General features: G+C 65.2%; 10 protein-coding genes. 9 read left to right on the top strand and 1 reads right to left on the bottom strand.

Features of this window, described 5'->3' with window-relative positions:
- The first annotated feature begins 239 nt into the window (after nt 1-239).
- The 3 genes from QZY06_RS16215 to QZY06_RS16205 all read left to right on the top strand — a co-directional run bounded on the left by QZY06_RS16215 (nt 240) and on the right by QZY06_RS16205 (nt 2,253).
- Nucleotides 240-1,088 (top strand): S9 family peptidase, encoded by an 849-nt coding sequence (locus QZY06_RS16215; protein WP_295686104.1) that lies wholly within the window; start codon nt 240-242, stop codon nt 1,086-1,088.
- Nucleotides 1,089-1,237: 149 nt separating this feature from the next.
- Nucleotides 1,238-1,588 (top strand): hypothetical protein, encoded by a 351-nt coding sequence (locus QZY06_RS16210; protein WP_295686103.1) that lies wholly within the window; start codon nt 1,238-1,240, stop codon nt 1,586-1,588.
- A gap of 377 nt (nt 1,589-1,965) precedes the next feature.
- Complete coding sequence (locus QZY06_RS16205) at nt 1,966-2,253, top strand: hypothetical protein (protein WP_295686102.1); 288 nt, start codon at nt 1,966-1,968, stop codon at nt 2,251-2,253.
- Between the two features lie 101 nt (nt 2,254-2,354).
- On the opposite strand, the gene QZY06_RS16200 is transcribed toward QZY06_RS16205, so the two are convergent.
- Nucleotides 2,355-3,959 carry an amidase family protein gene (locus QZY06_RS16200; protein WP_295686101.1) on the bottom strand — a complete coding sequence of 535 codons (1,605 nt, stop codon included), beginning with the start codon at nt 3,957-3,959 and terminating at the stop codon, nt 2,355-2,357.
- 176 nt (nt 3,960-4,135) lie between these two features.
- Here QZY06_RS16200 and QZY06_RS16195 point away from each other — a divergent pair, with 176 nt between their 5' ends.
- The 6 genes from QZY06_RS16195 to QZY06_RS16170 form a co-directional block, all read left to right on the top strand.
- The gene (locus QZY06_RS16195) at nt 4,136-5,644 is read left to right on the top strand and encodes an amidase (RefSeq protein ID WP_295686100.1); all 1,509 of its coding nucleotides are present in this window, start codon (nt 4,136-4,138) and stop codon (nt 5,642-5,644) included.
- Between the two features lie 41 nt (nt 5,645-5,685).
- A complete protein-coding gene (locus QZY06_RS16190; RefSeq protein WP_295686099.1) occupies nt 5,686-7,296 on the top strand; it encodes an amidase in 1,611 nt (536 codons plus the stop codon).
- A gap of 253 nt (nt 7,297-7,549) precedes the next feature.
- Nucleotides 7,550-9,100, top strand: a complete 1,551-nt coding sequence (locus tag QZY06_RS16185) for an amidase (RefSeq protein WP_295686098.1) — start codon at nt 7,550-7,552, stop codon at nt 9,098-9,100.
- Between the two features lie 19 nt (nt 9,101-9,119).
- Nucleotides 9,120-10,703, top strand: a complete 1,584-nt coding sequence (locus tag QZY06_RS16180) for an amidase (protein ID WP_295686097.1) — start codon at nt 9,120-9,122, stop codon at nt 10,701-10,703.
- Nucleotides 10,704-10,808: 105 nt separating this feature from the next.
- The gene (locus QZY06_RS16175) at nt 10,809-12,842 is read left to right on the top strand and encodes an amidase family protein (protein ID WP_295686096.1); all 2,034 of its coding nucleotides are present in this window, start codon (nt 10,809-10,811) and stop codon (nt 12,840-12,842) included.
- The coding region (locus QZY06_RS16170) for an efflux RND transporter periplasmic adaptor subunit (protein ID WP_295686095.1) at nt 12,839-13,658 on the top strand (820 nt) is incomplete at its 3' end. The genes QZY06_RS16175 and QZY06_RS16170, both read left to right, overlap by 4 nt.

Genomic DNA, 13,658 nt, shown 5'->3' with positions numbered 1-13,658 from the left:
GGGGCGCCCTTCCTTTTGGTGACTTTTCCTTGGGCGTTCAAGGAAAAGTTACCCGCGCGAAAGCGCGGAATAGTGCACCGAAGCCAGCAAACAACAACAAGGGCTGATCAAGCCGACAACGAACAAAACTGCCATCGAACTTGATTACGCAGACATCGCCCACCCCAAGCAGCTCATTGTCTCCAAGCTACGCTTCTTGCTATATCGAACCCAACCTCGAACAGCATAGGCACCAGCCCATGAAAGCACGCACCCTGATCCCCATCATCTTCTGCTTCCTTGCCGGCTTCTTAGACAATGCACAGGCCGGCGAGCAGATGGTCAAAGTTGCGCCCGATGTCGGCGGCGCCTGGCTGACACCCGACAGCGGCTGGGACGGCCGTACCGTGCTCATGCTGCATGGTTTCGCCGATGACATGGATGGCGTCGGCGACCTCGGCAAGCACCTCGCCCAGGCGATGGCTGCGAAAGGCATCGCAAGCTTGCGGATCAACTTTCGCGGCGAGGGCGATCGCCTGCGCACCCACATCGAATCCACCTTCCCGACGCGGTTGGCCGATACCGCGTCGGCCTACGCCTTCCTGCTGAAGCAGAAGGGTGTCGACGCCAAGCACATCGGCGTCTGGGGCTTCAGCCTCGGCGCCAGCACCGCGATCGAGACCGGCGGCAGCAAGCCGACGTGGTTCCGCGCGATGGCGATCTGGTCCAGCCCAGCTGGCGACCAGTTCGCGATGTGGCAACAGAGCGCGCCGGAGGTTGTCGAGAAAGCGCTGCGCGACGGCGAGGCCACCGAGGACGTGCCGGGCTGGAAGAAGATCACCACCAAGCGCGCGTTCTACGAAAGCTTCCGCGGCTTCGATATCGACCGCTCTCTGGCGAAATACCCCGGCGCCTTCCTCACCGTGCGCGGCTCGCAGGATCACCTGCCGCAGCACGATGCCGAGTTCCTGCGCATCGCCCCCGGCCAGCCCGCCGAAGCTGTGCTGATCGGCGGCGCCGATCACATCTTCCGCGTCTTCGATCCCGGTGCTCCACTCGCTCAGCGTGCGCAGGATGTCACGGTGGCGTGGTTCGTTCGCACGCTGTGATCACCCAGCTTGCGTAGGGCTTGAAAGCCGCAGGCGCATCCCGCCTTCCGTGACGTGCCGACCGACACACATGGCGGGATGCGCGGCCAAGAAGCTAGCCGCTTTCCCGCCCTACTCGGGTTGTTCCATTCGGAATAAGTGAAAATTAAATGATTGATCTTCTGCCCATTATTATTTTTGTTCTTTTCATCGCGTATGCAATATTGGCTGTCTTCTATCTTGTATCGGTTGGAAAATTTCTATCTTTCCTCAAAAAAACACATCCCGGTGTCTATGCAGATCTCGGGAGTCCTCATTTATTTTTTAACAATACTCCGAAAACTTTCTGGCGACTTATGAGGTATCTGCTCAAGCAAGAATACCTGTCGAGTGCAGATTCGATTGTCGTGAGTCGCGCCGGGATGATCAGGAGGATGCTTGTCGGGGCAGTCACTTTGTTTGGATCGATCCTTATTATTTTTATTTTGATGGTTCGGCAGGGAATAAACTCTAACTCCTGATTAGAGTTTATTGGGCCGGCGTAACTCGGGTAGGGTGGGAAAGCTGCAGGCGCATCCCGCCTTCTGCAACATGCCGACCGCGACACGCGGCGGGATGCGCGGCTAGAACGCTAGCGCTTTCATGCGCTGCCAAGGCTAAGCACGGTCCCGCACAGACGCCGCGTTGAATCTCCCGCAGAGTAGTGTCTCAAAGCGATACGTCTTGACCGCCGTTTACGGTGGCAAGAAAGCGTTCAGAAGCTGCCAGGCAAACCCAAGCCCTCCAGCCTTCGCTGTCCTCCACGACTGGAGGCAGGCCATCACGCAGCGACTGAGCGCTCCTGGAACGGTCATCGACCGTCCCTGACAACAAATCAATTTGTTGAATGGAGAAAGACATGAACAAGCCAACACGTGACCTGACACTCTCATCCGCCATTGCGCTCGCGATCAGTGGCGCGCTGGTGGCCGGCGTTGCCAATGCGCAGGTGGATGCACCGGTGGCGCCTGCGACTTCAGTGGCACCGGCGACGCCGGTTGCTCCGAACACGGCACCAACCGTCAATGCGGCACCCAACGCGGCGCCGACGACGACGGTTGCACCCACGGTCACGGTGCCGCCAGTCAGCGAGAAGCCGCCGGCTCCGGCGCCGAAGAAGGTTCTGCCGAAGCCGAAGGACAAGTAAAGGCGCTGGCAGTGAAGCGAGGTGGCTGAGCGTGCAAAGCTCAGCAGCACCTTGAACAAGTTGTCATGAAAAGCCCGGCCCTGTTGGCCGGGCTTTTTTGTTCAACCGCCCTTCGCCACCACCGGCCCCAAAGCCGGCACGCTGGCTGGGGGTCGGCGATAGCGCGTGGCCTGTTCGTAGGCGTAGGCATAGCCAACGATCTTCGCGTCATCCCAGGCGCGGCCAAGAATCTGCAGGCCGACGGGCAGGCCGTGGCCGAGGTAGCCACTCGGCACTGACAGCGCCGGCCATTGCAGGGTGCTGCCGACGAAGGTGAGGCTGCTGCCGAGGCCGGTGACGCCGCCTTTGGGGTTGGCTTCTTCGGTCATCAGCTGGGTGTTGCGATCGCCGTTGACCACCGGCAGCTGCGCCCAGGTCGGGAAGACCACGGCGTCGATCTTGTTGGCGTTCATCGCCTTGGTGAACGCGACTCGGTAGGCCTCTTCGACCTCCAGGCCCTTGATGGTTTCCTGATCGGTGGCGACCGGGCCGGCGGCGGCATCGGCTTCCAGTCGCACCTGGTGCAGTGGATGAGCGAGCTTGGAGGCGGCGATCGCTTCCATCGACGGATACGGGATGCCCGGATGCGCGGCGAGGTAGCGATTCATGTCGTCCTTGCGGCGCGCCGAGGTCTGCGGCGCGCGGGGCAGGGTTTCGATTTCTGGGACGGCGAACGGATCGACGATCACGGCACCCGCGGCCTTCAGTTCGGCGAGCGTCTTCTCGAAGTTCGCAAGGATGCGCGGATCGGTGTTCTTGGCGGTGAAGATCTGCCGCAGCACGCCAAGGCGTGCGCCCTTCAATGCATCTTTCTTCAGCACGGCGGTGTAGGTCTTGGCGATGTGGCCCTTGGCGCGCAAGGTCGCGGCGTCGGTGGGATCGATGCCGGCGATGGCGTCGAGCAGCAGGGCCATGTCGGTGACGTTGCGCGCCATCGGCCCAGCGGTGTCGCGGACGCTGTTGTTCGGCTGGATGCCGTCGCGGGACACCAGGCCAACGGTTGGCCGCATGCCAGCCAGCGCGTTATGGGCGGCGGGCATGCGCACGCTGCCGCCGGTATCGGTGCCGATGCCCACGGTCGCGAAGCTCGCCGCAATCGAAGCGCCGGTGCCGCCGGACGAGCCGCCGGTGGCGAACGCGGTGTTGTACGGATTGCGGGCGAAGCCGGGCAGTACCGAGTTGATGTTGTCGCCGCCGCCGTTGGTGAATTCCGACGTGGAGGCTTTGCCGAGGATGATGCCGCCCGCGGCCTTGATCTTCGCGACCAGGGTCGCGTCGCGCTTCGGCATCCAGTTCTTCCAGCCCTGGAAGCCGGAAGTGTTCGGCATGTCGTCGGCATCGATCACGTCCTTCACCAGCACCGGGATGCCGTGCAGCGCCCCCTTGAGCTTGCCGCTGGCCTTGAACGCGGCGTCGATGCGATCGGCTTCCTCCAAGGCTTTCGGATTGAGGTTGATGATCGAGTTCAGATACGGGCCTTGCTTGTCGTAGGCCTCGATGCGGGCCAGATACATCTCCACCACCTGGCGCGTGCTCAGCTCGCCCGAGCGATAAGCGGCCTGGATGTCGGCAATGCTGGCTTCCTCGATCTGCAGCGCATGGGCGGGTGCGCTGACGATCAGCGCGGCGGCGAGTACGGCGAGCAGGGACAGGCGGCGGTGACGCATCGAAGGTTCTCCAGATTAGCCGTGGGCGGTCTTCTGAAGAGGACGGCCTGCGTCGGCACGGACCCTACGTTCAGCTCAGGTAGGGGAGCGATCCCGCCCCGCGTCTGAATCAGTACGGCTCTTTCTAACGCCCTCAATCTGCATAGCCGTGGCCGTGTATCTGGAAAGCCACACACATGAACTACAGCCTGTCACGCCGCAAGTTGCTCGGCACCACTGCGGCCGCGACCGCCGCCGCATCGCTCGGTCGCTTTGGCCAAGCCTTCGCCGCTGCTGAAACGCCGGAGCGGCTGGTGCAGCGCTCCGTGGTCGAAATCGCGGCGATGATCCGCAGCAAGCAGGTCAGCGCCGTCGACGTGGTGAAGGCTTGCTACACGCGTATCGACCTGGTGAACCCGCGCATCAATGCGGTGGTGGCGCAGTGTCGCGAACGCGCCTTGGCCGAAGCTGCGGAAGCCGATGCGCTACTCGCCAGAGGCCAGATCAAGGGCCCGCTGCACGGCGTGCCGTTCACGGTGAAAGATTCCTTCGATACCGCCGGCGTGGTCAGCACCGGCGGCACGCTGGGCCGCAAGGACTTCGTGCCGGGCAAGGACGCCACCGTGGTCGCCCGCGTACGCGAGGCCGGCGCCATCCTGCTCGGCAAGACCAACACGCCGGAGTTCACGCTTGGCGGCGGTGCCCGCGAAACCTTCAATCTCCTGCACGGGCAGACCTACAACCCGTACGGCGAAGGCTATCTGTGCTCCGGCTCGTCCGGCGGCGCCGGTGCCATCGTCGCGGCGGCGGGCTCGTACTTCGACATCGGCTCCGACTACGGCGGCAGCATTCGCGGGCCTGCGTTCGCCAACGGCATCGCCGGTCTCAAGCCGACCTATGGCCGGGTGCCGCGCACCGGCCACATCGTCGGTTACGGCGGGCCGTTCGATAACTTCCAGGAGATCGGCCCGCTGACGCGCCGCGTGGCCGACATCGAACTGCTGCTGCCGATCATGATGGGCCAGGATTCGTCCGACGCCGCGATGGCACCGGTGCCGCTGGGTGCCTCGAAGGACGTCGATCTGAGCAAGCTGCGCGTCGCCTGGTACGACGACAACGGCAGCGTCAAGGTCAGCGGCGAAGTGCAGGCGATCATCAAGCAGTGCGTCGGCTACTTCCGCGCGCTGGGTTGCAAGGTGAAGGAAGACCGACCGCCGCGCTTCAAGGAACTGGCCGACACCCGCAGCGCGTTCTCCGGCGCCGATGGCCGCGCGTTCATGCGCCGCCTGCTGAAGAAGCACGGCACCACGCAGGCCTCGCCCGGTTTGAACATCAGCGGCGATGCCGTGGCCAGCGCCGAGTTCACGCGCCTCTGCGAAAAGATGGACGAGATCAAGAGCGAGCAGCTGGCCTGGTTCGAGCAGTACGACCTGATCCTCTGCCCGGTCACCTGGCGTGCGGTGCAGAAGGTGCCCACCGAATTCCTGAAGTCGCCGGAATGGGGCGCTGGCTACGGCGGCATGACCAGCGAATACAACACCACCGGCTGGCCCGCCGGCGTGGTGCGAGTGGGCACGTCGAAAGAATCCAAAGGTCTGCCGCTGGGCATCCACGTGGTGGCGCAGCCCTGGCGCGATGACGTGGTGCTGGCGGCAATGGCCCATATCGAAGCGCAGACCGGCGGCTGGATTTCGCCGCCGCTGTGAACGCCCCGCGAACCTCCTTCCCGAATCACGACGAGCCTGCCATGTCCAAGCCTGAAACCGCTGTGCCTGCCGTTGCCCATCACCCCGTTGCTCATGAAAGTTTCCCGGAGCCACGCAGCCGCCGCGAATTCCTCGGGCTGGCTCGCGCCGTCGCGGCGGCTTCGGCCACGGTCGCATCGGTAGCCGCACCGCGCGCGATCGCGGCGTCGACCGATATCAGCAACGAACTGATCTACATGTCGGCGACCAAGCTCGCCGGCCTGATCCGCGCCGGCAAGGTGTCGGCCAGCGAAGCGGTGGAGGCGTACATCGCCCGCCAGCTGAGCGTCAACGACATGCTCAACGCGGTGGTGATGAACAGCTACGCGCGGGCCCGTGCCGAAGCGAAGGCGGCGGACAAGGCTGCTGCGCGCGGCAACTGGATGGGCCCGCTGCATGGTGTGCCGATGACCATCAAGGATTCGCTCGATACCGAAGGCGTGATCACCACCGGCGCCACCTACGGCCGCCAGCAGTTCGTGCCGAAGAAGGATGCGACCGTCGTCGCCCGAGTTCGCAAGGCCGGTGCGATCCTGCTCGGCAAGACCAACACGCCGGAGTTCACCCTGGGCGGGCTCGGCGGCATCAGCGCCGCATCGAACCTGCTGTACGGCTCCTCGCACAACCCTTATGACCTGACGCGCAGCACGGCCGGTTCGTCCGGTGGCGCCGGTGCCATCGTCGCGGCGGGCGGCGCGGCTTTCGACATCGGCTCCGACTGGGGCGGCTCGATCCGCGGCCCGGCCCACAACAACGGCATCGCCGGCATCAAGCCGACGTCGGTGCGGGTGCCGCGCACCGGCCACATCGTCGACTACGGCGGCATCTTCGACCTCTGGCAACAGCTGGGGCCGATGACCCGTCGTGTCGAAGACCTGACGCTGATCACGCCGATCATCTCCGGCCCGGATTTCCATGACGCCTCCTGCGCGCCAGTGCCCTGGGTCGATCCGGCAACGGTGGATATCAAGAAGTTGAAGGTGGCGTTCTGCGTCGACAACGGAGCAACAGGGCAGGGTGCAACGGATGAGGACACGAAGAAGGTCGTGCGTCAGGTAGCCGCCTGGCTATCGGGCGCAACGACCTCAGTGACCGAAGCCGCACCCACCGACGTGTTGAAAACCTTGTCTGCCGCGCGCAGCAAGCTGTCCAGCGGTGATGGCTATGCCTATTACAAGCGCCTGGCCGAGAAGTGGCACACCGAAAACATCTCGCCGCAGCGCAAGGCCCAGCTGGTTGATCCGAAGGTGTTGAGCACCGCGGAGATGGTCGAAGCCTGGGAACAGCAGGACGAGTGCAAGTCGCGCCTGCTGGCCTGGATGAAGAACTACGACGTGTTCGTCTGCCCGGTTTCCGGCAAGCCGGCGCAGCCGATCGACGTGCCCGGCGGTGCCATGGGTGGCGGCGCTGGTGCTGGCGGCGGCTGGCCGTACACCGGCGTGTTCAATTCCACCGGCTGGCCGGTGGTCGTGGTCCGTGCCGGCAGTTCGGCGGACGGCAAGCTGCCGATCGGTGTGCAGATCGTCTGCGCACCCTGGCGCGAGGACATCTGCCTGGCGGTGGCCTCGTTCGTCGAGGCGCAGAGCGGGGGTTGGAAGCAGCCGCCGATTTAGCGGTCGCCAGTAGTTCGAGCCCCTGAAAACACTCGTCATGCCCGCGCAGGCGGGCATCCAGTTCTGGCCGTAGCACACCGCATCGCAACTGGATTCCCGCCTGCGCGGGAATGACGGGATCTTCTGTCCGTTCGACTCAAGAACACTCAGGGTCAGCCCGCAACGCCAAAGGTAGGGTGATGCCCCTGCGATCCGTTCCATGAACAGACTCCGCGCGCCGCGCGGCCCTGTACGCCAACGAACGAGCATTTCCATGGGATTGCCGCAGCTACCGCCCGCTACCGATCACGATCAACTTGAAAACCTGGGCCTGAGTCGCCGGCGTTTCCTCGCCGGCACCGCGGCGACCGGTGCGGCACTGGCCTTCGCGCCGATGCGCAGCGTGCAGGCTGCCGCTGGCGACGCGCTGACCTCGAAATCGGTCACCGAGATCGCGGCGATGATCGCTTCCAAGCAGGTCACTTCGGTGGACGTGGTCAAGGCCTGTTATGCGCGCATCGATGCGGTGAATCCCAAGCTCAACGCCGTGGTTGCCACCTGCCGCGAACGCGCGCTGGCGGAAGCGGCGGCGGCCGATGCGATGCTGGCCAGCGGCAAGTCGCTGGGCCCGCTGCACGGCGTGCCGTTCACGATCAAGGATTCCTTCGATACCGCCGGTGTCGTTTCCACCGGCGGCACCCTGGGCCGCAAGGACTTCGTGCCGGGCAAGGATGCGACCGTCGTTGCCCGGGTCCGCGCCGCTGGCGGCATCCTGCTCGGCAAGACCAACACACCGGAGTTCACGCTCGGCGGCGGTGCCCGTGGCACCTACAACCTGATCCACGGCCAGACCTTCAACCCCTACAACGTGGCCTACACGCCGTCCGGCTCGTCCGGTGGCGCCGGTGCCATTGTCGCGGCGGGTGGTGCCTATTTCGACATCGGCTCCGACTACGGCGGTTCGATCCGCGGCCCGGCCTTCGTCAACGGCATTGCCGGCATCAAGCCGACCCTCGGCCGCGTGCCGCGCACCGGCCACATCGTCGGCTACGGCGGTGCTTACGACTTCTTCCAGGAGACCGGCCCGCTGGCGCGCCGGGTCGAAGATCTGAGCCTGCTGATGAGCCTGCTCAACGGTCCGGATTTCTCCGATGCGACGATGGCGCCGGTGCCGATCGGCGATCCGGCCAAGGTCAATCTGAAATCGCTGCGCGTCGCCTGGTACACCAGCAACGGCACCATCGATGCGTCTTCGGAAACGCAGGCGCTGGTCAAGCAGTGCGTCGCCTATTTCACGGCGCTGGGCTGCACGGTGAAGCAGGACCAGCCGCCGAAGATGCGCCAGCTCTGGGAGATCCGGCAGAAGTACGAAAACGCCGATGACCGCGCCCACATCCGCGCGCTGCTCAAGAAGCACGGCACCACCCAGGCTTCGCCGGGTTTGCGGCTCGATGGTGAAGAAGTGCCGAGTGCCGATTTCACCCGTCTGCTCGAAGAGATGGATGCGATCAAGAGCGAGCAGCTGGCCTGGGTCGAAGGCTATGACCTGATCATCTGCCCGGCCGCCAATACCGCGCCGCAGAAGATTCCCGCCGAATTCACCCGGCCGCCGAATTCACCGGCTGCGGCCGGCGGTGGCTACACCAGCCAGTACAACACCAACGGCTGGCCGGCTGGTGTGGTTCGCGCCGGTACCTCCAAGGACGAACCGGGTATGCCGCTCGGCATCCAGATCGTCGGCCAGCCCTGGCGCGATGACGTCGTGCTGGCAGCGATGGCGCATGTCGAGAAGCAGACCGGCGGCTGGCAGCTGCCCCCCATCTGAACCCTGAGAACGCCCGATCATGAACATGCCGAAGCAGGTTTCAGAAATGCTCGCCGCGCCGGCTGATGCCGATCAACCGACGACCCGTCAATTCAGCCGCCGCGATCTGCTGGCCGTGGTTCGCGCGGCTGCAGTGGCGCCGGTTGTCGCCGCACCGGTGATTGTGCAAGCCGTATCGACCGACACCAGCAACGAATTGATCTACATGTCGGCGACCAAGCTCGCCGGCCTGATCCGCGCCGGCAAGGTGTCGGCCAGCGAAGCGGTCGAGGCTTATATCGCGCGCCAGTTGTCGGTGAACGACGAGCTGAACGCGGTTGTGATGAACAGCTACGCCCGCGCTCGCAAGGAAGCGGCGGCTGCCGACAAGGCCGGTGCGCGCGGCGACTGGATGGGCCCGCTGCACGGCGTGCCGATGACGATCAAAGATTCGCTCGATACCGAAGGCGTGATCACCACGGGTGCCACCTATGGCCGTCAGCAGTACATGCCCAAGCAGGACGCCACCGTCGTCGCTCGCGTCCGCAAGGCCGGGGCGATTCTGCTCGGCAAGACCAACACGCCGGAGTTCACACTCGGCGGTCTGGCCGGCATCAATGCCGCGTCGAACCTGCTCTATGGCTCTTCGCACAACCCCTATGACCTGACCCGCTCCACCTCCGGCTCGTCCGGCGGTGCCGGCGCCATCGTCGCGGCTGGTGGTGCGGCTTTCGACATCGGCTCCGACTGGGGCGGTTCGATTCGCGGCCCGGCGCACAACAACGGCATCGCCGGCATCAAGCCGACTTCGATCCGCGTGCCGCGCACCGGCCACATCGTCGATTACGGCGGTCTGTTCGATCTCTGGCAGCAGCTGGGGCCGATGACGCGGCGAGTCGAAGACCTCAGCCTGATCACGCCGATCATCTCCGGCCCGGATTACCGCGATGCTTCCTGCGCCCCGGTGCCCTGGGCTGATCCAGCCGCGGTCAACCTGAAGAAGCTCAAGGTCGCGTTCTTCGCCAGCAACGGCGTCAGCGAGACCGATGACGACGTCAAGAACACCGTGATCCAGGCCGCGAAGTGGATGGAAGGCATTGCCAGCAGCGTTACCGAGGATCTGCCGAAAGCGATCCTGCAGGACCTCTACGACGCCCGCACCAAGCTGACCAATGCCGATGGCTGGGCGTTCTACAAGCGCATGGCCGCGAAGTGGGGCACGCAGAACTTTTCGCCGTCGGTCACCGAGCGGATGAAGACCCTGGTGCCGATCTCGACCGCCGACACCGTCGCGGCCTGGGATGCGGCCGACGACGCCAAATCGCGGATGCTCGGCTGGATCCAGAAGTACGACGTGCTGCTTTGCCCGGTGGCCGGCAAGGCCGCCGAAGTGATCGATCGCCCGGCTTCGGCGGCGCGTCCGAACGCCTACACCTGGAGCTACACCGGCGCGTTCAATTCGACCGGCTGGCCGGTGGTCGTGGTCCGCTGCGGCACCTCGGCGGACGGCAAGCTGCCGATCGGCATCCAGATCGTCGCCGCGCCCTGGCGCGAGGACATCTGCCTGGCGGTCGCCAGCTTTCTGGAAAGCAAGTCCGGCGGCTGGAAGAAGCCCCCGATCTGAGTGCGGCCCTTGACCACCCAGCGTGTCACGGCCGGTGCCCGTATTCGTAAGGCCCGGCCGCTTCGATCCCGACAGGAGTGCAGCAGCATGTGGAGTGGTCAGTTGATGCGGCTTCGCCTGAGTGCCGTGATGCTGAGCCTCGCGGCCGGCTCGGCGAGCGCGCAGACCGCTGGCAGCGCTGCGGCAAGCTTCCCGGTCGAGGAAATCTCGATCGCCAGCCTGCAGGCTGCGTACAAGGCCGGCAGCGCGACGGCGGTTGAAGTCGTCCAGGCCTCGCTGGATCGCATCGCCGCTTACGACAAGCAGGGCCCGCTGCTCAACAGCTTCATCAATCTCAATCCGAACGCCTTGGCGGAAGCGGCGGCGCTCGATGCCAGGCTGAAAGCCGGTGGCCCGCTCGGCGCGCTGCACGGCGTGCCGGTGGTGGTCAAGGACAATATCGACGTTGCCGGCCTGCCGATGACCTCCGGCTTTCAGGGCTGGAAGCATTACCTGCCGCCGACGGATGCACCGATGGTGGCGAAGCTGCGCGCGGCCGGCGCGATCATCATCGGCAAGGCTTCGTTGTCCGAGTTCGCGCGCGGTGGCGGCGACAACATCAACTCGGTGCTCTCGGGCTTCGCTCGCAATCCCTACAACACCGCGTTCGCCACCGGTGGCTCCTCCGGCGGCACTGGCGCCAGCATCGCTGCGAGCTTCGGCGTGGTCGGCATCGGCACCGATACCGGCGGCAGCGTGCGCATGCCGGCGGCCCATAACGCGCTGGCCGGATTGCGGCCGACCGTGGGTCTGGTCTCGCGCACCGGCGTCGTGCCGCTGGACAGCATTCGCGACACCGCCGGGCCGATGGCGCGCTCGGTGGCCGACATGGCGATCCTGCTCGATGTCATCGCCGGAGCCGATCCGGCCGACGCCGCAACCGCGCGCAGCAAGGGCCATATCCCGCCGAGCTATGCGGCACTGCTGAAGCCCGATGCGCTGAAAGGCGTGCGCCTCGGCGTGCTGCGCCAGGTGTTCAACGCCAAGCTCGCCGACCCACGCGTCATCGCCCATTTCGAGCAGACCATCGCCGAGCTGAAAGCGGCTGGCGCGACCATCATCGATCCGCTGACCGTGCCCGAGCTGGACACGATTCCGCGGCCGTCGCAGACGCCGGCGCAGTTCAAGGCCGATCTCAGCTACTGGATTTCCAAGCATCCGGGCGTGCCGTATCCGTCGATGCAGCAGATCGCCGATTCCAAGCTCGTGCATCCGCTGCATCAGGTCGGCATGGAAGTCGCGGCTGCCGCGAAACCGGTCGCCGAAGATGCCGACACGATCGAAGGCGCGAAGGGCGAGCAGGGCTATCGCGACGGGTTCACCAAGGCGATGAACGCCGCGAAAGTCGATGCCCTGGTGTTCCCGACCTGGGCGCAGCTGCCGGCGATCAATGGCGATCGCAACACGCAGCTGATCGACGAACCGAAGCCGGCGCCGAATGCCGGCCCGACCGCACTCGGCAGCAGCCTGACCTTCGTCGGCAGCGCGCTGCAGTGGCCGGCGCTGTCGGTGCCCAGCGGCTATCTCGGCGAAGGCTTGCCAGTGGGTCTACAGATCCTCGGCCGCGCCTGGGACGAAGCCAAGATCATCAACTACGCCTACGCCTACGAGCAGGCCACGCACTACCGTCGGCCACCGCCGACGGTGCCGCCGCTGGCCTCTTCGTTGGCCAGCCGCTTCATCGGCACCTGGACGCTGGTGCGCATCGACGAGCGCGATGCGGCCGGCAACATCAAGCCATCGGCACGCGGCCCGTCGACCGGGCAGCTGATCTATGGCGCCAACGGAAGACTATCGGTGCAGATCATGAAACTCGGCCGTCCCGTGCTGGCCTCCGGAATGATGAACAAGGCCAGCGAGGCGGAACTGAAAGGCGTCGTCGACGGTTACAGCTCCTACTTCGGCACCTGGGAACTGCTGCCGGCCGAAGGCTGCGTGGTGCACGTGCAGGACGGCAATCTTCTGCCCAACAGCATCGGCCAGCGCGCCAAGCGCTACTACGGTTTCGATGCCGCCGGTCGCTTGTCGCTGACCACACCGCCGCGCGGCGAGGCAGGCCGTGAAACCTCGCAGATCCTGATCTGGGAGCGCATATCGTGAAAACCCCATTCAAGCTGGTCATCGGCACGCTGGTGATCGCCACCGTCGCCGGCCTGACCGCGCCGCGCTGGCTGCCGCTGCTGCACGGCGCGAAGAAGCCGGCGGAAGTCGCCGCCGGCGCAGACGCCAAGAAGAACGGCGAGGGCAAGGCCAAGGGTGAAGGCAAGGCCAAGGGCGAGGGCGGCCGTGCGCCGCAGAAAGTCAGCACCCTGCTGATCAAGCCGGAACCGTTCACCGAAACCCTCAGCGCCACCGGCTCGCTGCTGGCCGATGAAGGGGTCGAGCTGCAAGCCGAGATCACTGGCAAGATCGCCGCGATCCGCTTCCGCGAAGGTTCCAAGGTCAGCCGCGGTGAACTGCTGGTCAAGCTCAACGATTCCGATCTGCGTGCCCAGCGCGAGCTGGCCAAGCACAACCTGGAACTGGCGGTGCTGCGCGAGCAGCGGGTCGGCCAGCTGGTCAAGGAAGGCATCGTCACCGCGTCCGACTACGACACCGCGAAGTACGAGGTGTCGGCGCGCATCGATCAGATCTCGATCATCGATGCCCAGATCGAAAAGACCGAAGTGCGCGCGCCGTTCGATGGCGTGGTCGGCCTGCGCTATGTCAGCGAAGGCAGCTATGTCAGCGCCACCACGCGGGTCGCGACCCTGCAGCAGATCGATCGCCTGAAGGTCAATTTCTCGGTGCCGGAGAAGTACGCCGGCCGGGTCAAGGTGGGCAGTGCGATCAGCTTCGCGATCGTCGGCAGCGATCGCCGCTTCAAGGGTTCGATCTACGCCTTCGATCCGCGCATCGATGCCGGCACGCGCACCG

The sequence above is a fragment of the uncultured Nevskia sp. genome, assembly GCF_903885465.1.
Taxonomy (GTDB): Bacteria; Pseudomonadota; Gammaproteobacteria; order Nevskiales; family Nevskiaceae; genus Nevskia.
Note: the sequence above shows the minus strand (reverse complement) of the source record. Positions and strands in the feature narration are given on the sequence as shown.